At 63.1% G+C, this 26,162-nt stretch carries 22 protein-coding genes; 17 read left to right on the top strand and 5 right to left on the bottom strand.

Annotated features, from left to right (window positions below):
* Positions 1-70: 70 nt before the first annotated feature.
* The 11 genes from tilS (at position 71) to HMPREF9696_RS12805 (ending at position 13,364) form a co-directional block, all read left to right on the top strand.
* Positions 71-1,120: a tRNA lysidine(34) synthetase TilS gene (tilS, locus tag HMPREF9696_RS12855; RefSeq protein ID WP_002713453.1), complete on the top strand. Its 1,050-nt coding sequence runs from the start codon at positions 71-73 to the stop codon at positions 1,118-1,120.
* Between the two features lie 206 nt (positions 1,121-1,326).
* The gene (gene ftsH, locus HMPREF9696_RS12850) at positions 1,327-3,243 is read left to right on the top strand and encodes an ATP-dependent zinc metalloprotease FtsH (RefSeq protein WP_002713452.1); all 1,917 of its coding nucleotides are present in this window, start codon (positions 1,327-1,329) and stop codon (positions 3,241-3,243) included.
* 448 nt (positions 3,244-3,691) lie between these two features.
* On the top strand, positions 3,692-4,456 hold the full coding sequence (locus HMPREF9696_RS12845) for an AzlC family ABC transporter permease (protein ID WP_002713451.1): 765 nt from the start codon (positions 3,692-3,694) through the stop codon (positions 4,454-4,456).
* Entirely contained in the window at positions 4,453-4,770 is a 318-nt protein-coding gene (locus HMPREF9696_RS12840; protein WP_002713450.1) for an AzlD family protein, read from the top strand. The genes HMPREF9696_RS12845 and HMPREF9696_RS12840 overlap by 4 nt, the downstream gene beginning before the upstream one ends.
* A 128-nt stretch (positions 4,771-4,898) precedes the next feature.
* Complete coding sequence (locus HMPREF9696_RS12835; protein ID WP_009734346.1) at positions 4,899-5,591, top strand: TetR/AcrR family transcriptional regulator; 693 nt, start codon at positions 4,899-4,901, stop codon at positions 5,589-5,591.
* A gap of 106 nt (positions 5,592-5,697) precedes the next feature.
* Positions 5,698-7,191, top strand: coding sequence for an FAD-linked oxidase C-terminal domain-containing protein (locus HMPREF9696_RS12830; protein ID WP_002713448.1), 1,494 nt, complete (start codon positions 5,698-5,700; stop codon positions 7,189-7,191).
* Positions 7,192-7,402: 211 nt separating this feature from the next.
* Entirely contained in the window at positions 7,403-8,635 is a 1,233-nt protein-coding gene (locus HMPREF9696_RS12825; RefSeq protein WP_002713447.1) for an FAD-binding protein, read from the top strand.
* Positions 8,636-8,653: 18 nt separating this feature from the next.
* Entirely contained in the window at positions 8,654-10,021 is a 1,368-nt protein-coding gene (gene glcF, locus HMPREF9696_RS12820) for a glycolate oxidase subunit GlcF (RefSeq protein WP_002713446.1), read from the top strand.
* Positions 10,022-10,062: 41 nt separating this feature from the next.
* Complete coding sequence (locus HMPREF9696_RS12815; RefSeq protein ID WP_002713445.1) at positions 10,063-10,449, top strand: hypothetical protein; 387 nt, start codon at positions 10,063-10,065, stop codon at positions 10,447-10,449.
* Between the two features lie 407 nt (positions 10,450-10,856).
* Positions 10,857-11,825, top strand: a complete 969-nt coding sequence (locus HMPREF9696_RS12810) for a TorF family putative porin (protein WP_040302024.1) — start codon at positions 10,857-10,859, stop codon at positions 11,823-11,825.
* Between the two features lie 204 nt (positions 11,826-12,029).
* Complete coding sequence (locus tag HMPREF9696_RS12805) at positions 12,030-13,364, top strand: chloride channel protein (RefSeq protein WP_002713443.1); 1,335 nt, start codon at positions 12,030-12,032, stop codon at positions 13,362-13,364.
* Between the two features lie 21 nt (positions 13,365-13,385).
* Here HMPREF9696_RS12805 and HMPREF9696_RS12800 read toward each other — a convergent pair whose 3' ends face one another.
* Positions 13,386-15,134: an ABC transporter ATP-binding protein/permease gene (locus tag HMPREF9696_RS12800; RefSeq protein WP_002713442.1), complete on the bottom strand. Its 1,749-nt coding sequence runs from the start codon at positions 15,132-15,134 to the stop codon at positions 13,386-13,388.
* 303 nt (positions 15,135-15,437) lie between these two features.
* Between HMPREF9696_RS12800 and HMPREF9696_RS12795 the strand changes: the two genes are divergently transcribed.
* The gene (locus tag HMPREF9696_RS12795; RefSeq protein ID WP_002713441.1) at positions 15,438-15,836 is read left to right on the top strand and encodes an META domain-containing protein; all 399 of its coding nucleotides are present in this window, start codon (positions 15,438-15,440) and stop codon (positions 15,834-15,836) included.
* A 2-nt stretch (positions 15,837-15,838) separates the two neighbouring features.
* Here HMPREF9696_RS12795 and HMPREF9696_RS12790 read toward each other — a convergent pair whose 3' ends face one another.
* The gene (locus HMPREF9696_RS12790; RefSeq protein ID WP_002713440.1) at positions 15,839-17,383 is read right to left on the bottom strand and encodes a phytoene desaturase family protein; all 1,545 of its coding nucleotides are present in this window, start codon (positions 17,381-17,383) and stop codon (positions 15,839-15,841) included.
* A 40-nt stretch (positions 17,384-17,423) separates the two neighbouring features.
* Positions 17,424-18,617: a hypothetical protein gene (locus HMPREF9696_RS12785; protein WP_002713439.1), complete on the bottom strand. Its 1,194-nt coding sequence runs from the start codon at positions 18,615-18,617 to the stop codon at positions 17,424-17,426.
* Positions 18,618-18,959: 342 nt separating this feature from the next.
* On the opposite strand from HMPREF9696_RS12785, the gene HMPREF9696_RS12780 reads away from it, so the two are divergent.
* From HMPREF9696_RS12780 to HMPREF9696_RS12770, 3 genes are read left to right on the top strand one after another with little or no spacing between them, the layout of a single operon-like run.
* A complete protein-coding gene (locus HMPREF9696_RS12780) occupies positions 18,960-20,045 on the top strand; it encodes a TRAP transporter substrate-binding protein (protein WP_002713438.1) in 1,086 nt (361 codons plus the stop codon).
* A gap of 1 nt (position 20,046) precedes the next feature.
* Complete coding sequence (locus HMPREF9696_RS12775; protein WP_002713437.1) at positions 20,047-20,565, top strand: TRAP transporter small permease subunit; 519 nt, start codon at positions 20,047-20,049, stop codon at positions 20,563-20,565.
* Positions 20,562-21,884, top strand: coding sequence for a TRAP transporter large permease (locus tag HMPREF9696_RS12770; protein ID WP_002713436.1), 1,323 nt, complete (start codon positions 20,562-20,564; stop codon positions 21,882-21,884). Before HMPREF9696_RS12775 ends, HMPREF9696_RS12770 begins: the two co-directional genes overlap by 4 nt.
* Before the next feature lie 75 nt (positions 21,885-21,959).
* On the opposite strand, the gene groL is transcribed toward HMPREF9696_RS12770, so the two are convergent.
* Complete coding sequence (gene groL, locus HMPREF9696_RS12765; protein WP_002713435.1) at positions 21,960-23,612, bottom strand: chaperonin GroEL; 1,653 nt, start codon at positions 23,610-23,612, stop codon at positions 21,960-21,962.
* A gap of 95 nt (positions 23,613-23,707) precedes the next feature.
* Positions 23,708-24,004 (bottom strand): co-chaperone GroES, encoded by a 297-nt coding sequence (gene groES, locus HMPREF9696_RS12760; RefSeq protein ID WP_002713434.1) that lies wholly within the window; start codon positions 24,002-24,004, stop codon positions 23,708-23,710.
* A gap of 316 nt (positions 24,005-24,320) precedes the next feature.
* On the opposite strand from groES, the gene HMPREF9696_RS12755 reads away from it, so the two are divergent.
* Together HMPREF9696_RS12755 and HMPREF9696_RS12750 are read left to right on the top strand one after the other, a co-directional pair.
* Positions 24,321-24,854, top strand: coding sequence for a hypothetical protein (locus HMPREF9696_RS12755; protein WP_002713433.1), 534 nt, complete (start codon positions 24,321-24,323; stop codon positions 24,852-24,854).
* A gap of 59 nt (positions 24,855-24,913) precedes the next feature.
* A complete protein-coding gene (locus HMPREF9696_RS12750; RefSeq protein ID WP_002713432.1) occupies positions 24,914-26,110 on the top strand; it encodes an MFS transporter in 1,197 nt (398 codons plus the stop codon).
* Positions 26,111-26,162: the final 52 nt, after the last annotated feature.

Genomic DNA, 26,162 nt, shown 5'->3' with positions numbered 1-26,162 from the left:
GGCGTAGAACGTCTATCCTGATACCTGCAGTTCTTTTCCCGTCGGGATGAAAACCAGGCTTCTGAACACCATGCCCTCCGTCGAGACGTCGCCTGTTTCAGTTCAGGACGCGAAACGCCTGTTTTCCGGCTGGAAGGCCTCGCCTGCAATCGTGCTTGCTGTCTCCGGCGGGCCGGATTCCGTTGCCCTGATGTGGCTTGCCGCCCGCTGGCGGAAGACGTTGAAACAAGGCCCGCGTCTGGTGGCGGTGACGGTCGATCATGGCCTGCGCAAGGAGGCAGCGCGCGAGGCGCGCGATGTCAAACACCTCGCCGCCGCACTGGATATCGAACACCGCACCATGAAGTGGCGCGGCGACAAACCGAAAACCGGCTTGCCGTCGGCGGCGCGTGACGCCCGCTATCGTTTGCTCGTACGCGCTGCGAAAAGCTGCGGCGCGTCGCACATTCTCACCGCCCACACGCAGGACGATCAGGCGGAGACCGTCATCATGCGGCTGTCACGCGGCAGCGGCATTGCGGGCCTCGCCGCAATGGCGCGGCAAACGGACCGCGGCGACGTGGTGCTGGCCCGGCCATTTCTGGATGTGCCGAAGGCGCGTCTGGTGGCGACGCTCGAAAAGGCGGGCATCGCCTTCGCCGACGATCCGACCAATCACGATCCGCGCTTCACGCGGCCCCGGCTTCGCGCGTTGATGCCCGCGCTGGCGGCGGAGGGCGCGGATGCGCGCGGTCTGGCCCGCCTTGCGGCGCGTCTCGCCCGCGCCAATGAAGCCCTCGATGTCATGACGGACGGCGCGGAACGCTATCTGGCGAGCCGCGACGGCGATGGCCCGAATGCCGGGTTCGAGCTTGTGGCTTTCGCGGCTCTGCCCGTCGAAATCCGAGTGCGGCTGCTGATGCGCGCGATCAATCGCGTCGGGCACGAAGGCCCGGCGGAACTCGGCAAGGTCGAGGCGCTGTCAGAGGCGATCAATCGCATTGGTCCGGCCCAAAAATCGGGGAGCGGGAGCCACCGCCTGAAGCAGACGCTGGCCGGGGCGGTCATCAGCATCGCCAAAGGCCGGATTCACATCATTCCGGCTCCCCCACGGAGAGGCCGGGTAGCTGGGTTGCCTTAACCGTTATTGAAATAGCCCTGCCAAACCGCCCTTATTTCACCCGGAATGACATTAAGATGCGTTAAATAGTCCCGTGAGGTTCCCTTGGCATCGGGGGGACCCGCACCTAGATTGGTGTGCAACCGGCACCCGATAAAGTGTTGCAGACCCAAAGACCTGCTTAGAGAACATCAGGCCGCGATCGGTGCGGCCACGAAGGAAGCCCTATGAACGCCAACCTGCGCAATTTCGCCCTGTGGGTCATTATCGTCTTGCTGCTGTTGGCATTGTTCACGCTGTTCCAGAATCCCGGACAGCGCGCCGCCTCCCAGGACATCTCATTCTCGCAGCTTCTGACCGAGGTCGACCAGAGCCGCGTCCGCGACGTGGTCATCCAGGGGCCGGACATCAACGGCACCTTCACCAACGGTTCGACCTTCCACACCTATGCGCCGAACGATCCGACGCTGATCAAGCGCCTGTATGACGGCAAGGTGTCGATCACCGCCAAGCCGCCGGGCGACAACGTGCCATGGTTCGTGTCGCTGCTCGTCTCGTGGCTGCCCTTTATCGCGCTGATCGGCGTGTGGGTGTTCCTGTCGCGCCAGATGCAGGGCGGCGCCGGCAAGGCGATGGGTTTCGGCAAGTCGCGCGCCAAGATGCTCACGGAGGCCCATGGCCGCGTGACGTTTGAGGACGTTGCAGGCGTCGATGAAGCCAAGCAGGATTTGCAGGAGATCGTGGAGTTTTTGCGCGACCCGGGCAAGTTCCAGCGGCTCGGCGGACGCATTCCGCGCGGCGTGCTGCTGGTCGGACCTCCGGGCACCGGTAAAACCCTGATCGCGCGTGCGGTCGCCGGCGAAGCCAATGTGCCGTTCTTCACCATTTCGGGTTCTGACTTCGTCGAAATGTTTGTCGGCGTCGGCGCAAGCCGCGTGCGCGACATGTTCGAGCAGGCCAAGAAGAACGCGCCGTGCATCATCTTCATCGACGAAATCGACGCGGTCGGCCGTCATCGCGGCGCCGGTCTCGGCGGCGGCAATGACGAACGCGAGCAGACCCTCAACCAGTTGCTGGTCGAGATGGACGGCTTCGAAGCCAATGAAGGCGTGATCCTGATCGCGGCGACCAACCGTCCCGACGTTCTCGATCCCGCGTTGCTGCGTCCAGGCCGTTTCGACCGTCAGGTCGTGGTGCCGAATCCCGACGTTGTCGGCCGCGAGCAGATCCTCAAGGTCCATGTCCGCAAGGTGCCGCTGGCGCCGGATATCAACCTCAAGACCATCGCCCGCGGCACGCCCGGTTTCTCCGGCGCGGACCTGATGAACCTTGTCAACGAGGCTGCGCTGACCGCGGCCCGCCGCAACAAGCGGATGGTGACCCAGGCCGAGTTTGAGGAGGCCAAGGACAAGGTGATGATGGGCGCCGAGCGCAAGTCGCTGGTGATGTCCGAGGAAGAGAAGATGCTGACGGCCTATCACGAGGGCGGCCACGCCATCGTCGGCCTCAACGTGCCTGCGACCGATCCGATCCACAAGGCGACGATCATTCCGCGCGGCCGTGCGCTCGGCATGGTCATGCAGTTGCCGGAGCGCGACAAGATGTCGATGTCGCTGGAGCAGATGACATCGCGCCTCGCTATCATGATGGGTGGCCGGGTCGCGGAAGAACTGATCTTCGGCCGCAACAAGGTCACCTCCGGTGCGTCGTCCGACATCGAGCAGGCCACGCGTCTGGCTCGCATGATGGTGACCCGCTGGGGCCTGTCGAACGAACTCGGCACCGTGGCCTATGGCGAGAACAACGATGAAGTGTTCCTCGGCATGCAGGTCAACCGCCAGCAGAACGTGTCGGAAGCCACCGCGCAGAAGATTGACTCGGAAGTGAAGCGCTTGGTCGAGGAGGGCTACAACGAGGCCACTCGCATTCTGACCGAGAAGCGCGAGGATCTCGAAACCCTGGCCAAGGGCCTGCTCGAGTTTGAAACGCTGTCGGGCGACGAGATCACCGATCTGCTGAACGGCAAGAAGCCGAATCGTGAATCGGTGCTGGAGCCGACCGGTCCGCGCACCTCGGCAGTTCCACCCGCCGGCAAGCCGCGCCCGCGTCCGGACACCGGGCTGGAGCCGCAGCCGCAGGCGTAAGCTCGGTCCATACCGAATTGAAAAGGCCGGTCTTCGGACCGGCCTTTTTGTTTGGCGAGCAGCAGTTGCTGCAGCACGTATGATCTCTCAATCGGCATGGCCGGGCTTGACCCGGCCATCCACGTCTTGCTTCCATGAAAGAAAAACGTGGATCACCGGATCAAGCCCGGTGATGACGATCGAGAACGTTGGTTATCGCGCATGTCTCTCTTGGTGTCGTCCCTGCGAAGGCGGGGACCCATACTCCCCGGATTCCAGATTCCAGTGAGATGCCAGAGCAATCACCTTGCTCTCGTTTCGATGTGCGGTGGTTATGGATCCCCGCCTTCGCGGGGACGACATCGAGCTTGCTTTAGGCTCTGCCCGGAATGCCGGTCAGCCCCGCAGCCGCGCGGCTTGACCCTCCACCGCATTCGCAGCACGCATGGGTGCTCTTGCGGATGAACCGATGACCACTCCGACACACCCAGACCATTTCCACGCGCCGGCCTACTGGTCGCGCAACGCCGTCATGCCGGGGATCTACGCCATTACGCCGATGCTGCCGGGCACGCTTGCATTCGGCATGGCCTTCGGTGCGCTCTGCGCGCAGAAGAACTTCACGCTGACCGAAGTGCAGGTAATGATGGCCTTCGTGTACGGCGGCCTTTCGCAGTTTGTCGCGGTGTCCTCTTGGCCGAGCACGCTGACCCTCTCGTCGATCGCAACGCTGGCGCTGCTGACCGCGACGGTGAACATCCGCTTCTCGCTGATGAGCGCCAGCCTGCGTCCATGGTTCGGCACGCTGCCATGGTGGCAGTCCTATCCGTCGATGCTTCTGGTCACCGACGGCGGCTGGCTCGCCGCCACCCGCTACCGCAATCATGGCGGCGCGGACGCATGGTTCTTCGTTGGCGGAGGCATCGTGCTTTACGTGCTCTGGTTTCTCTCGTCCGTGCCGGGATATCTGCTCGCAGGCCAATTGAGCGATCCCAAGAAATACGGCGTCGATCTCGTGGTGCCGGCGTTTTACGCAGCGATGCTGGTTCCGGCATGGAAGGGGCCGCGCCGCGCTATACCATGGGCGGTGTCAGGGATCGTTGCGCTCGCCGTTCACTGGCTGGTGCCGGGCTGGTGGTTCATCATCGCCGGCGCGGTGTCGGGTGCGATCAGCGCCGGGCTGATGGATGACGATCCGCCACCTGACAACGTGAAGTCCGGAGGCGCGGCATGAGCGAGTTCATGCGCTCCGATGTGATGATCGCGTTTGCGGTGATGACCGCGGTGACGGTGGCCGCGCGCCTCGGCGGCTACTGGCTGATGGGCTACGTGACCATCACGCCGCGCGTGCGGCGGATGCTCGACGCACTGCCGGGCTCGATCATTGTCGCCGCCTCGCTGCCGGTGGCAGTGAACGGCGGGGCGGTGGTTCTGTTCGCCATCGGAGCGGCGGTTGCGATCACCATTATCCGGCGCAACGAGTTCGTCGCGGTCATCACCGGCATGGCGGTGGCGGCCCTCGCCCGCGCCCTCGGATTTAGCGGCTGAGTGGGCCACCCGCTGCGCCCAGGTAAGAATATTTTTGCTGCACTGCGAATTTGAATCCGGGCTCATCGAATCGCTTGTCAGCGCTTTTGAACTGGTGTTCACTTCTTTTAGGGAGATAAACGCCGTCAATGGTTTACAGGCGAACTCATCAGGTCGTGAAACGCCTTGCGGCTCGCCGCAATGCGATCCTTGCGGCAGCCCGCGATGCGGCTGCGGAAGGCGGAATGGCGGCGGTTCAGATCGCGCCGGTGGCCACCCGCGCCAATGTCGCGGCGGGCACGGTCTATCGTTATTTCCCCTCGAAAGCCGAGCTGATTTCCGAACTGATCGCCGATGTGTCGCGGGCCGAACTGACCGCGATCCGCCGGGCTGCCGATGCGGCGCCGGGTCCGTCTTCGGCGCTGGCCGCAGCCGTGACCACCATCGCGGTTCATGTGGTGTCGAACCGCAAGCTCGCCTGGGGCATTCTTGCCGAGCCGGTCGATGTCGATGTCACCGAATCCCGGGTCGCCAGCCGCCGCGAGATCGCCGCCGAACTCGAAGCGCGGATTGAAGCAGCGGTGCGGGCAGGGCATCTGCCGGCGCAGGATATTTCACTGGCCGCGACGGCGCTGATCGGCGCGCTGCATGAGTCCCTGGTCGGCCCGCTGGCGTCTGCCAATATCGACGATCCGGTGAAACTGCGCGATGCGGTGCAGGCGATCACGCTGTTCGCCCTGCGCGCCGTCGGCGTGCTCGATGCCCGCGCGCGCGGCCTTGTGGTTCAGGCCGTGATGCCGGTGATGCCTGCGCGGCGGGAACTGGGCGCGCTGGCCGGATAGCTTCATCCGCCCCTCCGTCTTTGGAACTATTCAAAACCTGCCCGGTGTGCTTGATACGTCGGAACAATAAGGCGCGGTTGCACGCGCCAGGTTCTGGAGACACTTCATGTCCATCATGATGCCTGAAGCCGATCAGGCCGTGCTTGCCCGCCGCGACGAGATCGTCGCCGCCTTGCGCAAGATCGTTCCCGGCGAGGGCGTGATTTCCACCACGCGGGAAATGCAGCCTTACGAATCCGATGCGCTGACCGCCTATCGCCAGCCGCCGATGGTCGTGGTTCTGCCCGACACCACCGAACAGGTGTCGCAGGTCCTGAAATACTGCCACGACAACGGCATCAAGGTGGTGCCGCGCGGATCGGGCACGTCGCTGTCGGGCGGCTCGCTGCCGCTCGCTGACGGCGTGCTGCTCGGCCTCGGCAAGTTCAAGCGGATTCGCGAGATTGATTTCGACAACCGCGTCGCCGTGGTCGAGCCCGGCGTGACCAACCTCGCCATCAGCCAGGCGGTTGCGCATGAAGATTTCTATTATGCGCCCGATCCGTCATCGCAGATCGCGTGCTCGATCGGCGGCAATATCGGTGAGAACTCCGGCGGCGTGCACAGCCTGAAATACGGCATGACCACCAACAACGTGCTCGGCTGCGAGATCGTGCTGATCACCGGCGAGATCCTGCGCATCGGCGGCAAGGCGCCCGAGACCGACGGCTACGACATCATGGGTGTCATCACCGGCTCCGAGGGCCTGCTTGGTGTCGTCACCGAAGTCACCGTGCGCATCCTGAAGAAGCCGGAAACGGCGCGGGCGCTGATGGTCGGCTTTTCTGAAGTTGAAGCCGCCGGGCGTTGTGTCGCCGACATCATCGGCGCCGGCATCATTCCCGGCGGCATGGAAATGATGGACCGCGACGCGATTCATGCTGCGGAAGCCTTCGTCCACGCCGGGTATCCGCTCGACGTCGAGGCGCTGCTGATCATCGAACTCGATGGTCCCAAGGCAGAGGTGGATGAACTGATCGACCGGGTGGAGAAGATCGCGCTCGGCTGCGGCTCGACCTCGTGCCAGATTTCCAATTCGGAGCAGGAGCGGCTGCTGTTCTGGGCCGGTCGGAAGGCCGCGTTCCCGGCGGTCGGCCGCATCTCGCCGGATTATCTGTGCATGGACGGCACCATTCCGCGCGGCAAGCTGCCCGACGCGCTGGCGGGCATCCGAGACCTGTCGAAGAAGTATGGCCTGCGCTGCGCCAACGTGTTCCATGCCGGTGACGGCAATCTTCATCCTCTCATCCTGTACGATGCCAACATCCCCGATGAGATGGACAAGGCGGAAGCCTTCGGAGCAGACATCCTGCGGCTGTGCGTGAAGCTCGGCGGTGTCCTGACCGGCGAACACGGCGTCGGCGTCGAGAAACGCGACCTGATGCCGGAAATGTTCAGCGACATCGACCTTGCGCAACAGCAGCGGCTGAAATGCGCGTTCGACACGCAGGGCCTGCTCAATCCCGGCAAGGTGTTTCCGACCCTGCATCGCTGCGCCGAACTCGGGCGTGTTCACGTCCATCACGGCAAGCTGGCATTTCCCGATATTCCGCGGTTTTGAGCGTGAGCATGACGGCAATAGCGGTGCTCTTCACCTCTCCCCGTTTTTCTCGGGGAGAGGTCGCTCGTGCCGGTCGGCACGTCGCCGACCGTGAACGAGCGGGTGAGGGGCTATTGTTCCGATCCCGAAATCTTGCCCCTCACCCGGAGCCTTCGCTGCGCTCAGGCTCCGACCTCTCCCCGCAAGCGGGGAGAGGTGAAAAGGAGTTTTCGTGGATACGTTGAAAGTACGCGACGCGAAGGATGTTGAAGACGCGGTGCGTGGTGCGGTCGCGGCGGAACAGCCGCTGGAAATCATCGGCCATGGCAGCAAGCGCGCCATCGGCCTGCCGATGGCGACCAATGCGGTGCTCGACCTGTCGGCGCTCAATGCCATCACGTCCTACGAGCCGCACGAACTGATCGTCACCGTGCAGGCCGGCGCTCCGATGGCCGACCTGCTGTCTCTGATGGATTCCAAGAACCAGCAATTCGCTTTCGATCCGATGGACACCTCGGTGCTGCTCGGCAAGCCGCGCGGAGCGGGCACGGTCGGCGGCATGATCGCCGCAGGTCTCGCCGGGCCGCGCCGGATCAAGGCCGGCGGCGCGCGCGATCATCTGCTCGGTGCGAATGCGGTGTCGGGCTTCGGGGATTCGTTCAAGACCGGCGGCAAGGTGGTGAAGAACGTCACCGGCTACGACCTTTGCAAGCTGCTGGCTGGCTCATGGGGCACGCTCTCGGTAATGACCGAGGTGACCCTCAAGGTTTTGCCCAAGGCGGAAACCGAGCGGACGCTGGTGCTGCGCGGCCTCGACGACATCACCGCGAACCGGGCGATGACCATGGCGATCGGGTCGCCATACGATGTGTCGGGCGTGGCGCATATTCCGTCGTCGATTTTCCGCGATACCGGCGACGGGCTGTCGGGCCTTGGAGGTTCGCAGCAGGCGGTGACGCTGATCCGGCTCGAGGGCATCGGGGCGTCGGTGCCGCATCGGGCAGGCTCGGTGAGCAAGGCGCTTGCCTCGTTCGGAACCGCTGAAATGATCGCCGATGAGGCGTCCGCCGCGCTCTGGGCGTCGATCCGCGACGTTACGCCGTTCGCGGCGTCCGGCGCGCTCGGCGCATGGCCGGTCTGGCGCATTGTCTGTCCGCCGGCCTCGGGTGGCGCGTTCGGCCAGGCGCTGGCGCGCGAGACCGGCGGCGACGTGATCTACGACTGGAGCGGCGGCCTGATCTGGGCGGCGCTGCCGCCGGCGGCTGACGCCCATGCGGCAGTGCTGCGGCAGCGGCTGACATCCATCGGCGGCCACGCCACGCTGCTGCGCGGCAGCGATCAGGTCCGTGCGGCCATTGACGTCTTCCACCCGCAGGAGGCCGGCGTCGCGGCGCTCGGCCGGCGCGTGAAGTCGAGTTTCGACCCCAAACAGATTCTCAATCGCGGCCGGATGGTGCGCTCTTGATCCAGAACCGGTGATCCCATGAAGACCGAATTTTCCCTCGCCCAGCTTGCCGATCCGGATATCCGCGAAGCCGACAAGATCCTGCGCGCCTGCGTTCATTGCGGGTTCTGCACCGCGACCTGTCCGACCTATGTCCTGCTCGGCGACGAACTCGATAGCCCCCGCGGCCGCATCTACCTCATCAAGGACATGCTGGAGAACGATCGCGCCCCGACCCAGGAGGTGGTCAAGCATATCGACCGCTGCCTGTCGTGCCTCGCCTGCATGACCACCTGTCCGTCCGGGGTGAACTACATGCACCTCGTCGATCAGGCGCGGGTGAAGGTCGAGGAGGAGTATGCAAGGCCGCTGTCCGAGCGGTTTCTGCGCGGTGTGCTGGCGTGGGTGCTGCCGCGTCCGGGACTGTTTCGTCTCAGCATGATGGGGGCGCGTCTCGCCCGGCCGTTCGCAGCCTTGATTCCGTCCTCAGCCAAGCACGGGGTCACGCCGACATTCCTGGACCGGCTCCGCGCCATGCTGGCGCTCGCCCCTGGCAAGTTGCCTGCGCCGGGGCCTGTCGGTGGAACGATCTTCCCGGCCGAGGGGCAGAAGCGTGGCCGCGTCGCTTTGCTGCAGGGCTGCGCCCAGCAGGTCCTGTCTCCCGGCATCAATCAGGCCGCTGTCCGGTTCTTGACCCGCAACGGCATCGAGGTGGTGCTGGTGGCTGATGAACAGTGCTGCGGCTCGTTGACCCATCACATGGGCCGCGATAGCGACGCCTTGGCGCGGGCGAAGGCCAACATCGAGGTGTGGACAAGGGAGGTCGAGCGGGGCGGCCTCGACGCCATCATCGTGACCACGTCCGGATGCGGAACGACCATCAAGGACTATGGTTACATGCTGCGCGAGGACAAAGCCTTTGCAGCAAAAGCCGCGCGTATTTCAGCCCTTGCGAAGGATGTGACCGAGTACGTCGCCGGCATCGACGTCGCATGGCCGAAGGAAAGAAGCGATCTCGTCGTTGCTTATCATTCCGCATGTTCGTTGCAGCACGGACAGAAAATCACGCAGCTTCCGAAAGAATTGCTTTCCAAGTGCGGATTCGTGGTGAAAGATGTGCCTGAGAGTCATCTGTGTTGCGGTTCGGCGGGAACGTACAACATCCTCCAGCCCGACATCGCGAGGCGGCTGCGCGAACGGAAGATCGCCAACATCGCATCGACGAAGCCGGACCTTATCTCCGCCGGCAACATCGGTTGCATGGTGCAGATAGGCTCGGTGGAAGGTGCCGATGGAACGTCAGTCCCTGTGGTGCATACGATTGAACTGCTCGACTGGGCGACAGGTGGACCTCGGCCGGATGTGTTGACGGGATCAATGAAGGGCCCCCGCATTGGGAGTGCTTGAGCGCCGGTTCTCCTGGGACTGGCGGTAACAGGAGGACCACAATGGCTAAGGCGAAGAAAAAGAAATCGAAGGCCAAGAAGGCGAAGAAGCTTGTAGCGAAGAAAGCTGCCAAGAAGGCGTCGAAGAAAACGTCCAAGAAAGCCGCGAAGAAGTCTGCCAAGAAGTCAGCGAAGAAGGCCGTGAAGAAGTCGGCCAAGAAGTCGGCCAAGAAGGCTGCAAAGAAGGCTTCCAAAAAAGCCGCGAAGAAATCCGCCAAGAAGGCTGCACCGAAGAAAGCCGCCGCTCCCAAGAAGGCCGCCAAGAAGCGTGCGCCCAAGCCCGCGCCTGCGCCGGCCCCCGAGCCTGCCCCGGCTGTGGAATCGAGCTGGTCCAGCCCGGCTCCGGCTTCGCCCGCAAGCTGGTCCTCCGGCGACGAAAACAACACCTGATCCGGAAAGCCAGTTTTGGCTGACCGGTCCGCTCCTCCTGCAGAGCCGCAGCAATCGCTGCGGCTTTTGCATTTGGTGACGCCCGTTTTCAGGGCTGGCGGGCGGCTGCGAATCAGGCCGTGGAACCTGCACTTCCGGGCCTTTTCCCGCTCCCGTGAACCCGTCCGGCAAGGGCCAATGTGTGAATTAGGGCCGAAATTTGTTGTCCGAATGCAACACTGCGGCACAACCGCATTTGCAACGCTCTAAACGCCTAAAAAGGCGGCAATTGCTTGGGTTTTTTGCTTCACGCACGGGAATTTGACCAGCACTGTGGGCCCACGAAATGAATTCCACGCAGTCGATTTACGCTTGTCATTCGGACTTTCGGCAATCGGACTGGATTTTTAGCGATGATGGGGATCGTCATGAAGAAAGTAAGTTTGTCGATCGCAGCGGTTGCAGTTGCTGCGATGGGGATTGGTTCGGCCTCCGCTGCCGACCTCCCGGCCAAGATGTACACCAAGGCTCCGCCGCCGGTCGTGGTTTCGCCATGGGATGTGGCCTTCGGCGCGGCGATCACCAACAACTACGTGTTCCGCGGTATTTCGCAGTCCAACCGGGGCGCTTCGGTTTCGGCCTATTTCGAGCCGCGCTACAACATCACGCCAGACCTGCAGCTCTACGCCGGTGTCGCCGGTAACAGCATTTCCTTCGCCAACCGCGCTGCGGCTGAAATCGACGTGTACGGCGGTATCCGCCCGACCTTCGGGCCTCTCGCCCTCGACTTCGGTGTCTGGGGCTACATCTATCCAAGCGGGCAGTGCATTGACACGATTCAGGGCGGCGGCAACCTCTGCCCGCTCGGATCAAGCGCGCTGGTCAACGGCAACGTGATGAAGGGCGACGTCAGCTACTACGAAGCGTACGGCAAGGCGACCTACACCTTCAACGACATGTTCGCTCTCGGCGGCAGCGTCTGGTACTCGCCGAACTTCCTGAACTTCGGCTTCGACTCGACATATGCGTCGGTCAACGCCAAATTCACCGCTCCGAGCAGCTTGTTCGGCAACTCCGGCATCGGCGCATACATCTCGGGTGAGTACGGCCATCAGTGGCTGGGCACCACCGATGCGTTTTATGCCTTTACCCCGCTCCCGGATTACAACACCTGGAACGTCGGTGTCGGCTTCACCTACAAGGTCTTCACACTTGATCTGCGCTACTCGGGCACCGACCTGGGTCAGGGCAACTGTAACGCCATCACCTCCGACTTCGGCGCGGTTCAGAACGGCAGCGTAACGCTGGCGAACCCCGGTGGCTTCGGCTCCAAGTGGTGCGGCGATCAGTTCATTGCCAAGCTCTCGGCCGACGTGACCCTCGGTTCTCTGAAGTAAGCGTCTCGATCTGAGACATTGAAGGGCGGCAGAGAAATCTGCCGCCCTTTTTGTTTGTAGCGCGGTATCTGGTGATCAAAAGGCCATATCCGGGGCCGCCTGTTTCAAGACGGGCCTTTTCCGGATAAACAGTTTCCGAGGTTCCATTCCCCGAAAGAAGCTGCTGCCGCCACTCTCCGGCTCGTGGCTTGCAAGACCTTTGTCATGAAGATCAATCGCTATGCGGCCCATCTGGGCGTCCGCTCGAGAATCGCATTCAAGCGCTGGTCGCGGCGCCTGCTATTCCTAGTCGGCGGTGTTCTTGTCGGCCTTGCCGCCATCGCCATGGCGTATCTCGCCGATCACGCTCAGGCCCTGTTCGGCAAGGTGTTGAGCTATTCGCCCTACATGGCGCTGCTGGTCACGCCTGTTGGCTTCGGCCTCGCCACCATCCTGGCGATCAGGGTGTTCCCGAACTCGCAGGGCAGCGGCATTCCGCAGGTCATCGCCGCCCTCAAGCTCCCCGATCAGGAGGCGCGCGCGCCGCTGGTGTCCCTGCGGGTGGCGTTCGGCAAGATCGTGGTGATGACGCTGGGCCTGCTGTGCGGAGCTTCGACCGGCCGCGAAGGGCCCACCGTTCAGGTCGGCGGGTCGATCATGTTTGCGATCGGGCAGTGGGCGCCGTTCCGGCAGCCCGGGTTCCTGCTGGCGGGATCCGCCGCCGGCGTCGCGGCGGCGTTCAATACGCCGCTGGCGGGCATCGTCTTCGGCATCGAGGAGATGAGCCGTTCGTTCGAGATGCGTACCAGCGGCCTGATTATCGGCGCGGTTATCGCGGCGGGTCTGACGTCGCTGGCCATTGTCGGCGATTACAATTATTTCGGCTCGACCGGCGCGGTGCTGCCGCTGGGCCGCGCATGGATCGTGGTCCCGGTCTGCGCTGTCATCTGCGGTGTGGCCGGCGGCGTATTCAGCCGCATCCTGATCATGTTCGCCAACGGCTTTTCAGGGCCGGTCGGCACCACGATCAGGCGTCATCCGGTTGCCTTTGCGGTGGCTTGCGGCCTTGGCGTGGCACTGTGCGGGATTTTCAGCAGCGAGCATGTCTACGGCACCGGCTATGAGCAGGCCCGCGCCATCATCCATTCCACCGACACCATCGATTACAGCTACGGCCCCTGGAAATATCTGGCGACCCTGCTGTCTGCAATCAGCGGAATTCCCGGCGGCATTTTTGCGCCGTCGCTGGCCATCGGCGCAGGGCTGGCCTCGGATCTCAGCCTGTTCTTTCCCCACACGCCGATCGGCGCACTGGTCCTGATCGGCATGGTGTCCTACCTGACCGGCGTGGTTCAGGCGCCGATAACTGCCTTCGTCATTACCTCGGAGATGACCAACGACCATGCCATGGTGATTCCGCTGATGGCGTCGGCGCTGATCGCCAACGCGGCGTCCAAGGCGGTGGTCAGCGAAGGGCTGTATCACGCATTGGCAAAATCCATCTTCAGGACGCGGACTGAAGCCACCGCCGCGAAGGACCGTCCCGCGCATATCCCGTGATGGCTGTGTTCAGCCGCTCGCTTAAGCCGGTTCCGCCGCGCCCTGCTTGTCGCCAAGCGTGAACCGGTCGCCGGACCGCACCAGCGCCACCTCGCGCTGGTGGAAGGCTTCCAGCGTCGTCCGGTGCCCGATGGAGACAATGGTGGTCTGCGGCATCTTTTCCACGATCAGCCGATAGAGCAGGGCTTCCGATGGTTCATCCAGAGAGGCGGTGGCTTCATCGAGGAACAGGTATTGCGGCATGTGAAGAAGCGCGCGCGCGATGCCGAGCCGCTGCTGTTCGCCGAGCGAGAGCGTCCTGTTCCAGTGCCCTTCCTCATTCAGCCGCTCCGCCAGCGCAGGCAGGCCGATCAGCTTCAGCACCTCGCCGACTTGGGCCTCGCTGTACGTGTCGTCTTTCGAGGGATAGGTAATCGCCGATGCCAGCGAGCCGACCGGAAAGTAAGGCCGCTGCGGCAGCATCATCAGCGACGCGCCTTTCGGAATTGCGATGGTGCCGTTGCCGAACGGCCAGATTCCGGCGATGGCCCGGAACAACGTGGATTTTCCCGAACCCGAGGGACCGGTGACCAGCGTCCGCTCGCCGCTGCGCAACTCGAACGCGGAGGTCTGCACCAGCGGCTTGCCGTTCGGCAGCGTCAACAGCAGATCGTCAAGCGCGATGGCGCCTGCGTTTGCTGCCGTCGCCGGTTTGATCGAACCGCTATCGCTAGCAAGTGCTTTTGCCGCTGCGATGCCGTGCTCGAAGCCGTCGAGACGGGCAACCACGGCCTGCCACTCCGCCAGCGTTCGGTAGGTCGACACGAAGAACGACAATGCGCCCTGCACGCTGCCAAAGGCGGAGGCGGTCTGCATCATGCCGCCGAGCTGCATCTTGTTGGCGAAGTAAGCCGGGGCAACCATGAGATATGGAAAGATTACCGAGGCCTGCGAGTAACTCGCCGTGAAGGCTGTGATCTTCTTGGTACGGCTCATGATGCCGAGCCAGTTGTCGACCACGTGCCCGAACCGCGTCAGCAGGCGCTGGCGTTCGGCGGCATCGCCTTCGAGCAACGCGATCTGCTCGGAGTTCTCGCGAACGCGGACCAGATTGAAGCGGAAATCCGCCTCAAATTTCTGTTGCCGGAAATCCAGTCCCACGAGCGGACGGCCGATCAAGTGAGTCAGCCAGGTGCCGATCGCCGCATAGATCAGCGCGCCCCAGACCATGTAGCCGGGAATGTCGATATCCTTGCCGAACAGATGCAGCGGCGCAGCGCTTGAGAGTGTCCACAGGATGACGACGAACGACGCCAGCGTCACCACCGAATTCAAAAGGCCGATGCCGATGTTCAGGGTCCGGTCGACGAACAGCTTGACGTCATCGGTCATGCGCTGGTCCGGGTTGTCGGCGGCGTCGCCCTGAAGCTGCATCCGGTAATGATTGGCGCGACTGAGCCATTCGCCGAGATAGCGTTCGGTCATCCACTTGCGCCAGCGGATCTGCAGCCACTGATTCAGGTAGAGTTGATAAACCGCAATGATGATGAAGATGGTGACGATCACCGTGAAATAGATGATCTCGGAGACGAAACTGTCCCAATTGTGCTCCTGAAGCGCGTTGTAGAAACGGTTATTCCAGGAGTTGAGCAGCACGTTGATGCCGACGGTGGCGAGTTCGATCACGACCACTGCGGTCAAGAGGGCCAGGCCGGCCCACTTGTCTTCGGAGCGGAAATAGGGTGCTGCAATCCGCCAAACCGCCTTGAGCGTCGAACCAATGCCGTTCACAGAAAATTCTCCTTGAGGGAATCGAAGGATTTTGAAAATCGCCGAAGATTAACTTGTCGCAACCATGGCCGCGGGCATCCTAGCATACCGCCGTCTGGAAACAGGAGCCGGTTTCATTGGCAGGCAATGTGTGCGTTTTAGGGCCTGAACCCGCGCATGGAATGCCGATCACACGCTTGTGCTGCTCGATCAGCAACTGCGGGGGTAAGCCGCATGATGCGGCAATTTTTTACGCCGCGCCTGCACTGGAAAATCACGGCGTAAACGTCTAGAACCTCGCGCGTTGAAATGCGTGAGGTCTTCATGACGGTTCTGCGATACTCTCTCGCCGGTCTTGTCCTGGCAATCGGCATTGCCGGTCCGGTGTATGCGGCGAGCGAGTTTCCGTTCGGCGCGGAAATGACTCTCGAGGCGCGGCCGCAGCCAGGATCGAAGCGGATTCCGACGCTGGAGATCGGCGATAATGGCGAGGCGCAGCTCGATTTGTGGTGCAAGTCCGGCAAGGGTCAGTTCTCGGTCGCCAACGACACTGTCATTTTTGTGCCCGGCGCGATCAGCGACAGCGGCTGCACGCCGGAGCGTGCGCAACTCGATGACGGTCTGATTGCTGCACTTGGTGCTGCCGCGACATGGAAACGTCAGGGCGATTTCGTGTCGTTCATCGGCGCGACGACGCTGCGCTTTCGTCTCAGCACCAACTGAGTTTAACGCTCACGCAGGATCATGTCCGCGCAGGCGGCACCGGACTGGATCGCACCGGTATAGCCGCCGAAGGCCGCATAGGCAGACGCCAGATAAAGCCCCGGAATGACCGTCGCCGGTGTCCGCTTCACCGTGCTGAACAAGGAGCGCGGCGGGGTCGGCGCGAAGCCATAGACTGAGCCTTGCGGCGCGCCGAGATACTGCTTCACGGAAAATGCGGTGTTGAAGGTCGAGGCGGTGACGGATTGCGCCAGTCCGGGATAATGCTCATCGAGATAGGCCACGATGGCGTCCTGCCAGCGGGCGCGTTTGGCGCGATAGTCATCCTGATCGTATCCGCTCCAGTTCGACAACCGATCCGGACCGACAACCGACAGCACATAGGGCGGCACCGGAATGCCGGACTCGATGGCGGCGTAATCGACGATGGCCAACGGCGGCATGCGACAGCCGGGCTCATCCGCCATCAGCGCCGTTGCTTGCGCGTAATCGCCGAGACGGGTCATCCAGTCGGGCAGCAACTGGGTCGAATATCCGGTGATGCCGAATTCGCGCGGCGGCTTCGACAGGCCAAGCGTCAGCGCAAAGAGCGAGATCGACGGTGTCCGGTCCGCGTAAGCTGCGAGCAGTTTCGCGCCGCTCTTAGCAGGCAGTAGCGACGCCAGTGTCTCCGGTGCGGCGTTGCCGACGATCCGCGCCGTCTCCACCGTCTGCGGATTGCTGCCATCCCTGGCGGTGTGGGTCAGGCTCGCGACGCGGCCCTGCGCGTCAATGGCAATGGCGCTCACGGTGCGCCGGAGGATGACGTCGCTGCCTGCGGCCTTGATCGCGCGGGCCAGCGCACTGGAGAGGCGTTGCGAGCCGCCCTGCACATAGCGTCCGCCGCTCAGAAGGTAGCTCCCCTGCGCCGCGGCGAAGAACACCCACCAGGTCGTCGCCGGATCGTCATGGTAGTAGGACAGGTTCGCGGCCAGCGCGGCCTTTACCGCCTCGTTGTTTCCAAAGACACGGTCCAGCTTCTGCGCCAGCGACAGGCTCCAGTCACGGATCGCGGGCAGCATGTTGCGCAATGCGCCGAACGCCTGCGCCGGCGATCTGAACATGCCCGGGCCGCGCGACAGCACGCCGACGGCCGAGGCGATCTGCTCCATTTCGCCGAGCAGATGCTCGATGCCGTCGCGCGCATCCGGAAACCGTTCGATCAGTGCTTGTCGGGCCGCAACGAACTTGTCGGGCAGGGTGAGCGGCGCGCCGATCGGGCCGCCGCGCGCTTCATAGAGGGTGCCTGAGGGAATCCACTTCACCGCATCGAGTACACCGGCGCGGGTTAGCGGATCGTGCTTGGGGTCGCGCGGATCGTGCGGGTTGCTGGTTTCATGCAGCGAGCCTTCGACAAAAAGATCGCCGGCCTTGTAGCTGGAGGCCGCGCCGCCGACGGAATTGCTGCGCTCGATCACGAGGACGTTGCGCCCCTCGCGCGCGAGGATTGCGCCGGCGGTGAGGCCGCCGAGACCGGCGCCAATAATCACAGCGTCGGTGCGTGTCATGCGCCGTCGAACCCGTCGTGGCCGGTGGGCAGGCGGCGCACTATTTCCAGGCCGCCTTGTCGGTGTCCCAACGCTGGCCTTTCAGGTTCGCCGCAATCGCCTTGATCATCCCGTCGTCGTCATTGAAGGTGCTCTCTTCCTCGCCGCCGGCGCTGTCAGAGAACTGCAGTTGGGGCGCTGCGGTCTCGTCCGTGGTCTTGCTGGTGGGAATGCCGAGCCAGACCACGAGGCGATCCGATCCGCCGGGCTTGTCGGGGCTGACCAGGGCGGTGACTTCCAGCGTTTCGGTGAGGTCCAGGCCCTCCGCGAGCTGGCTCAGGCGCTTGATGGTGAAGGTGAGTTCGCCGGTGGTGTCGTTCCAGGTCATGGTCGATGGCTTCGCGCCCATCACTTTCGATGCAATGCCGGCCAGTGTCGCGGCGAACTTGTCACGGTTCAGTTTGCCGTCCGGCGCCCAGTCACCTGCGGCAAAGCGGATCGCGCGCTCCATGTCGTAGGTGCCGGAGGTCCAGCCCGCGGCGGTGACGCCCGGCGCGGCCTTGAGGGTTGCGATCAGCGCGGGTGCGCGCGCCGGATCGACGAAAATGCGCAGCACCTGATAACCCGAGCGCAGCGCGTTACAGTCGGTCGCGATGCTGTCGAGGGCGATCTGCACGTTCTGGCCTTTCAGGCTTTTGACGAGCCCGGCGAAATTCTCGCGCTTGACCCGGATCGCCAGCGATTGCGGCGAGACCTGCGTGAAATCCTTCGGTGCCTCGGCAAGATCGTCATCGACCACCTGCGACTGCTGGAATTCCTTCTCATCGACGTCGGAATTGTCCGGGGACGAGACCGAGGTGAGGTTGCCGCCGAGCGTGATCTTGCCGTCGAACGACACCGACTTGTTGCCCTTGCGGGTCAGATTGACCGTGACGGGAGTCTTGTTCTCGATGCTCTGTCCGCTGCCGGACAATCTCTCGCCCTCGACTTTCAGGTCGAGGATGAAACGATCCTTGCGGTCGGAATGGGCCGAGACCGAATAGCAGACATCGAGCAGCGCCGAGGTCACCTTGCCGCCCTGACGGGTTTCCTTGATGAAGGCGTCCACCGGCAATTCACCCAGAATGTCGCCCAGCGAATTGAAGTAGCGGACGTCGTTGATACCGGGCGCAACCTTCGCATCCTTGGCGGTCTGGGCCTGAACGGGCATCGCTCCTGCCAGTGCGAGAGTGCAGCCAATCAACAATGCGCGCATGGGTTCTGGTCCTGAATCGGTTTTGCAGCCGGCGGACAATCTCAAAACTGGGCCGGGTTGTCGCGGGAATTCGCGCCATCCGGACCACAAAACGGCGAGTGTAACGGGCCTTTCGGCGGTGAGATGGGAGGTCGGGGCCGAAAATCGGCGCCGCGCCCGCCATGCGAGTCCCTGTTCCCCACATGACCGGCTGCCGAACTTCGCTGCGGGTTGCACTTTCACTTGCCCAAATACCAAGCATTGCAACCCGCTCATCGCGCGATTGGAGACAAAGCGCTGGCATACAAGCTGGCCCGTGAATTGCAAATAGATCGTGGGCTCAATCGTAACGAGGGGTGCGTGATGCGACGTCGTGATTTTACCAAACTGGCAGCCGGAGGAGCGCTTGGCGCGGTGGCCATGCCTGCGATTGCCAGGGCACAGACGACCTTCAACTGGAAGATGACGAGTTTCTACGGACCCAATGCCTATTTCTATTCGACGGGGCCGGGCAGCGCGAAGGATCTCTGCAAGCGCATCGAGGACATGTCCGGCGGCCGCATCAAGATTCAGTTTTACGGCGCGGGCGAATTGATCCCGGCGAATGCGGGATTCGACGCGGTGTCGTCTGGCACCGTCGAAATGAACTACGCCAACTCCTATTTCTGGACCGGCAAGAGCTTTGCCGCGCAGTATTTTACAGCCGTTCCGTTCGGAATGAACTTCGTCGGCTTCAACGGCTGGCTTTATGACGGCGGCGGCCTCGAACTGTGGCGCGAGACCTACGACAAATTCAATCTCGTGCCGTTCGCCTGCGGCAACACCGGCGTGCAGATGACCGGCTGGTTTCGCAAGCCGATCGAGAAGGTCGAAGACCTCAAAGGTTTGAAAATGCGCATCCCCGGCCTCGCCGGGCGCGTCTACAAGGAACTGGGCGTGGAGTCGGTGCTGCTGGCGCCCGGCGACATCTTTCCATCGCTGGAGCGCGGCGTGATCGATGCCGCCGAATTCGTCGGCCCTTATCTTGATCGGCAACTCGGCCTGCATAAGGTCGCAAAGTATTATTACACCACCGGCTGGCACGAGATGGCGACGACCAGCGAACTGATCGTCAACAAGGCGGCCTGGGCGTCGTTGCCGCCGGACCTGCAAGCTGTGGTCGAGAATGCCTGCATGGCCTGCAACACCCGCGGCGAAGCCTGGCTGCAAAAGGTGAACGCCGAGGCGATGGACGACCTGATCAAAAATCAGGGAGTTACGGCGCAGCCGTTGCCCGACGCGGTGGTCGATGCTCTCCGCGCCGCTAATGACAAGATTCTCGCCGACGCCGTGGCCAAGGATGCCATGACCAGGAAGGTCCATGAGTCCTACATGGGCTACATGGCGACTTACAAGCAGTGGGCGAAGTATTCGGAAAAGCCCTACTACGACAAGATCCTGGGCATCTGACGTGAGTGCTGCGAGACAACTGGCCGACCGGATCGACGGCTTCATCGATCTTGTCGGCCGCGCAATATCGTGGCTGGCGCTGGTGGTTGCCGTCGTCATGGGCGCAAACGTGTTCCTGCGCTACGGGTTTTCCATCGGTGAAATCTGGGCCCAGGAGCTCGAGTGGCACATTCTGGTGCCACTCACTCTGGTGGGCATGTCCTATGCGTTGCGGCACGGTGAACATGTGCGCGTCGACGTGCTGTTTGCGAACTTCAGCGCGCGCAACAAACTCGCGGTCGACGTCGCATCGGCCGTGATCTGCATGATTTTTTCGGCGCTGGTGGTCTATCTGTCGATCGCCTTCGTCAAACAGTCCTGGGCGATGGGCGAAGGTTCGCCCAATCCCGGCGGCATCGGCGCGCTTTACGTGATGAAGGCGATGGTGCCGCTCGGCTTTGCTCTCCTGTTCCTGCAATCGTTGGCGCAAGCCATTCAAAACGGCCTCGCCTGGGCCGACGCCGGCAAGGTTTCCCGATGACGCTCGAAGTGCTCGCGACCCTGATGCTGGTCGCATTCTTTGTTCTGTTGCTGATCGGCATTCCGGTCGGCCTGACGCTGGCGGCGACCGGCTTCGTGTTCGGTTACCTCGGCTTCGGTGCCTCGCTGTTCAACCTGTTGCCGCACCGCATCTTCGGCGTCGTGACCAACGGCACGCTGCTGGCGATTCCCCTGTTCGTGTTCATGGGCGTGATGCTGGAGAAATCCAAGCTCGCCGAAGAGTTGATGGATGTCATCGGGCTTGCGGCGGGCTCGCTCAAGGGCGGGCTCGGCATCGGTATCGTGCTGGTCGGCGTGCTGATGGGCGCGACCACCGGCATCGTCGGTGCGACCGTGGTGACACTCGGATTATTGACGCTCCCCGGCCTGCTTCGGCGAGGTTACGACAAGGGTCTCGCCTGCGGCGTGATCTGCGCCTCGGGAACGCTGGGCCAGATCATCCCGCCGAGCTTGATCCTTATCTTGTTGGCCGACATCACCAACCAGTCGGTCGGCACGATTTTCGCGGCCGCGATGATCCCCGGCCTGATGCTGTCGGGGATTTACGTGATCTACATTCTTGTCCTCGGCATGGTCCGGCCGGACATGGTTCCGGCCGTACCGCCTGAAGAGCGCGCCCAAATTTCCGGATTGCAACTGACCGGGAAGATCGTGCGCGTGGTCGCGCCGCCGATCGGGCTCGTCATTGCGGTTCTCGGTTCAATCGTGGCGGGCATTGCCGCACCGTCGGAAGCGGCGGCGATGGGCGCGCTCGGGTCGATTCTCGTCGCCGCGCTTGGCAGGCGTCTCAGCATCCAGGTGCTGCGTGAAACCTGTCAGGCGACCACGCGGATCAGCGCGATGGTGATGTTCATCCTCGTCTGCGCTCAGGTGTTCTCGCTGGCATTCCGCGGCCTGCATGGCGAGAAGCTGGTTCAGGATGCCTTTACGCTGCTGCCCGGCGGCATCAACGCCAGCATCTGGTTCCTGATGGCGCTGATTTTCGTGCTCGGTTTCTTCATCGAATGGATCGAGATTTCCTACATTGCGGTTCCGCTGTTTCTGCCGCTTTTCATCAATGCCAATGTCGATCTGGTGTGGCTCTCGACCCTGATCTGCATCAACCTGCAGACCTCGTTTCTCACGCCTCCGTTCGGCTGGTCATTATTTTTCCTTCGCGGCGTCGCGCCGCCGGAAATCAGCACCGGAGATATCTATCGCGGCATCGTTCCGTTCGTGTTGATGCAGTTGTTGGCGCTGGTGCTGGTATTCTTCTTTCCTCCGCTGGCGACCTGGCTTCCGAAGGCGATCGGCTGGTAGGCCGTCAAACAAAGACCATGCAAATAAAAAAGGCCGCCCGCAGGCGGCCTTTTTGTCTTTTGTCACGAGGGTCGGTTAGAAGCCCATGCCACCCATACCGCCCATGCCACCCATTCCGCCGCCGCCCGGCATCGCGGGGGCTGCGTCCTTCGGCACGTCGGCGACCATTGCCTCAGTGGTGACCAGAAGACCGGCGACAGAGGCCGCGTCCTGCAGGGCGGTGCGAACCACCTTGGCGGGATCGATGATGCCCTTGGCGACGAGGTCGACATATTCCTCGTTCTGCGCGTCGAAGCCGAAGGTCTCGGTCTTGTTGTCGAGAATCTTGCCGACAACGATGGAGCCTTCGACACCGGCGTTCTCGGCGATCTGGCGGATCGGGGCTTCCAGCGCCTTCAGCACGATGTTGATGCCGGCTTGAACGTCGGCGTTATCGTTCTGGATGCGGCCGACAGCCTTCTTGGCGCGCAGCAGAGCGGTGCCGCCGCCGGGAACGATGCCTTCCTGAACCGCGGCGCGGGTCGCGTTGAGCGCGTCCTCGACACGGTCCTTCTTCTCCTTCACTTCGATTTCGGTTGCACCGCCGACGCGGATCACCGCGACGCCGCCTGCGAGCTTGGCCAGACGCTCCTGCAGCTTCTCGCGGTCGTAGTCCGAGGTGGTTTCCTCGATCTGCGCCTTGATCTGGTTCACGCGCGCCTCGATGTCGGGCTTCTTGCCGGCGCCGTTGACGATGGTGGTGTTTTCCTTGTCGATCACCACCTTCTTGGCGCGGCCGAGCATCTTCAGGGTGACGCTTTCCAGCTTCATGCCGAGGTCATCGGAGATCAACTGACCGCCGGTCAGGATTGCGATGTCTTCCAGCATGGCCTTGCGGCGGTCGCCGAAGCCCGGTGCCTTCACTGCGGCCACTTTCAGGCCGCCACGAAGCCGGTTGACCACGAGGGTCGCGAGCGCTTCGCCTTCGATGTCTTCCGCGATGATCAGCAGCGGCTTGCCGGTCTGCACCACGGCTTCGAGCACGGGCAGCATGGCCTGCAGGCCGGACAGCTTCTTCTCGTGCAGCAGGATGTAGGCGTCTTCGAGCTCCGCCGTCATCTTCTCGGGATTGGTCACGAAGTACGGCGAGAGATAGCCGCGGTCGAACTTCATGCCCTCGACGATATCGACTTCGGTATCGAGCGACTTGGCTTCTTCAACCGTGATAACGCCTTCGTTGCCGACCTTCTGCATCGCCTTGGCGATCATCGAGCCGATGGTGGAATCGCCGTTGGCCGAGATGGTGCCGACCTGGGCGACTTCGGCCGAGGAGGCGACCGGCTTGGCGCGCTTCTCGATGTCCTTGACCACTGCGGTCACGGCGATGTCGATGCCGCGCTTGAGATCCATCGGGTTCATGCCGGCGGCCACCGACTTGGCGCCTTCGCGCACGATCGCCTGCGCCAGCACGGTCGCGGTGGTGGTGCCGTCGCCTGCGGTGTCGTTGGTCTTGGAGGCGACTTCGCGCAGCATCTGCGCGCCCATGTTCTCGAACTTGTCTTCCAGTTCGATTTCCTTGGCGACAGTGACGCCGTCCTTGGTGATGCGGGGTGCGCCGAAGCTCTTGTCGATGACGACGTTGCGGCCCTTCGGACCGAGCGTCACCTTGACGGCGTTGGCGAGGGTGTCGACGCCGCGCAGCATGCGGTCGCGCGCGTCTCCGGAGAATTTTACGTCTTTGGCAGCCATGAGGTTTGCTCCTTGGGGTGATCCTCATCCTGAGGAGCGGCTCTGCCGCGTCTCGAAGGATGAGGCCGATAATTACGAAGACGGAAAAGGCGTGCTTAGTTCAGCACGCCCATGATGTCGGACTCTTTCATGATGAGCAGGTCTTCACCGTCGAGTTTCACCTCGGTGCCGGACCACTTGCCGAACAGTACGGTGTCGCCGACCTTGAGGTCGATCGGGATCAGCTTGCCGGCTTCGTCGCGGCCGCCCGGACCGACGGCGACGACCTTGCCCTGTGAGGGCTTTTCCTTGGCGGTATCGGGGATGATGATGCCGCCTTTGGTCTTTTCATCGGCGTCGATGCGCTTGACGACGACGCGATCATGCAGCGGGCGGAAAGTTGTCTTGGCCATCGGGATGTCCTTTGGGCGTTGGTGAGGTCAGATTTGACGTGCAGCGGAGCGCGGACCGTGAATAATGGGCAGGGTTTCCCCTCAACGGGCGGTACCTTGCCTTTGGCAATCGCGCTCCTAGAGTGCTAATGACGGGGCCGGAATATGGGTTGCCGCCGATCCTGTCAAGCAAGGCTCTTAAGGCCTTGGTGAGGCCAATATGGGATGATCTGGAAACCATAACAGAGACATTGCGCGGTGACGGGGGTCAGCCCGCGCGATGTGACGGCGGCCAGCCGGTCTGGCAGGCAGCCACGTATTCTTGCCGGGAGACAGCATGACCAAGATGAACGAATCCACCAGCGCATCCAGGATCGTCACGCTCGTGGCGGTGTCGGTGCTCTCGGGTTTCCTCGGCGCCTGCGGCGGCGGCGGTTTTGGCGGGTTCAGCGGGTTTGGCGGCGGTCAGCCCGCCGTGCAGGAACCGGCGGTTGCGCCCGAGATTCCGGCGACCATCCGGGCCGATGAAATCGTCGGCCGCTGGGGTCTGGCGTCGTTCCACAAGCCGGAAGACCGCGCCCGCACCGAAGCTGCGGCGCGGGGCCAGTGCAAGAATCCCTACGTGATCGGTCAGGGCGCCACCGGCGGCGTCATCATGCATCTGCCGGACGAAGCGACGCCGCAGGAACTGCGCCTGAAGGGCAGCCAGAGCGGCAAGAACTATATCGGCCCGGCTGGTCCCGTCGGCGGCGAGAAGGACCGCGAGATCGTGTCCTTCGACGGGCGCGTGCTGATGACCCGGTTCATCGACAAGGATGCCGCCAGCCGCTACGGCACGATGGTGTATGTCCGCTGCGCGCCGCGCGCATGACGGGCTAGTTTATAGTTTCCGGAACAATTGATTCTCCACACCGGGGACGTGAACGCGCGATGGCCGGGCTGCAAGTCCTACGCTCCGGCCCCAGCCGTGCCGTCATCGTTCTTTGCATCACGCAAATCCTGGGCTGGGGCGCGCTGTTTTATCCGCCCGGCCTGACCATGCCGCATATCGCGGCGGCCCATGGCTGGTCGCTGGCGCAGACGCTGCTCGGATTTTCCATCGCACTCGGCGTCTCCGGCCTCACCGCGCCCTATGCCTGCGGTCTGATCGAGCGGCATGGCGGACATTACATCATGGCCGGCGGCGCGCTGGTCGGATCGCTCGGCCTGCTGATCCTGCCGTTCGCCAGCCACTACGGGCTCTATCTCGCAAGCTGGGTGCTGCTCGGCGTGGCGATGGCCTGCAATCTCTACGATCCCGCCTTTACCGCACTGGCGCGGATTTTCGGCGCCGCGTCGCGGCGGCCGATCACGCTGGTCACTTTTGTCGGCGGGCTGGCATCGACCGTGTCATGGCCGACGACCCAGATGCTCATCGCCAATGGCGGATGGCGCACGGTCTATTTTGTGTTCGCGGGCGTGATGGCGTTCATCATCGCGCCGCTGTACGCCTTTGCCCTGCCGCGCAACGCCGTCCATGTGCCGCCGCCTGCGGCGGAGGGTGCGCCGGCTGTGGTGCCGGCAAAAACCATCTCGCCGGTCGGCGCGCCCTTCCTGCTGATGGCGGCCGGTTTCGCGTGCCATGCGATCCTGCAGTCAGGAACCCTGTCGCATCTGCTCACCATCCTGCAGCGCGGAGGCATCGACGCCAGCACCGCCGTCCTGATCGGCGCGCTGTTCGGTCCGGCGCAGGTGCTGACACGGATCGCGGATTTCGTCACCGGGGGACGGCTCCATCCGCTCTGGCTGGTGCGGATTGCGATGGCGACGATGGTCTGCGCGTTCACGTTGCTCGTGGTTGCGGGATTTTCACCCGGCATTGCGATGACCTTCGCGGTGATGCTCGGCGCGGCGAACGGCGTGGTGACGATTGCGCGCGGCGCGCTGCCGCTGGCGATGTTCGGGCCTGTCGGCTACGGGCGGGTGGTAGGGCGCATCGCGCGTCCGGCGCAAATCTGCCAGGCGCTGTCGCCTTTCGCGCTGGCCTATGTGATCGACCGCTGGTCGGGCGTTGTCGCGCTCGACATGCTGATCGCCGTGGCGCTGCTGGCGCTGGCCTGTTTCTCGGCGCTTCGGAAGCCCGGCTAGAAAAACAAAACCCGGAGCGAATGCTCCGGGTTTGTATTCATGAATTGATGCG

It is taken from the genome of Afipia clevelandensis ATCC 49720, from assembly GCF_000336555.1.
Lineage (GTDB): Bacteria > Pseudomonadota > Alphaproteobacteria > Rhizobiales > Xanthobacteraceae > Afipia > Afipia clevelandensis.
Note: the sequence above shows the minus strand (reverse complement) of the source record. Positions and strands in the feature narration are given on the sequence as shown.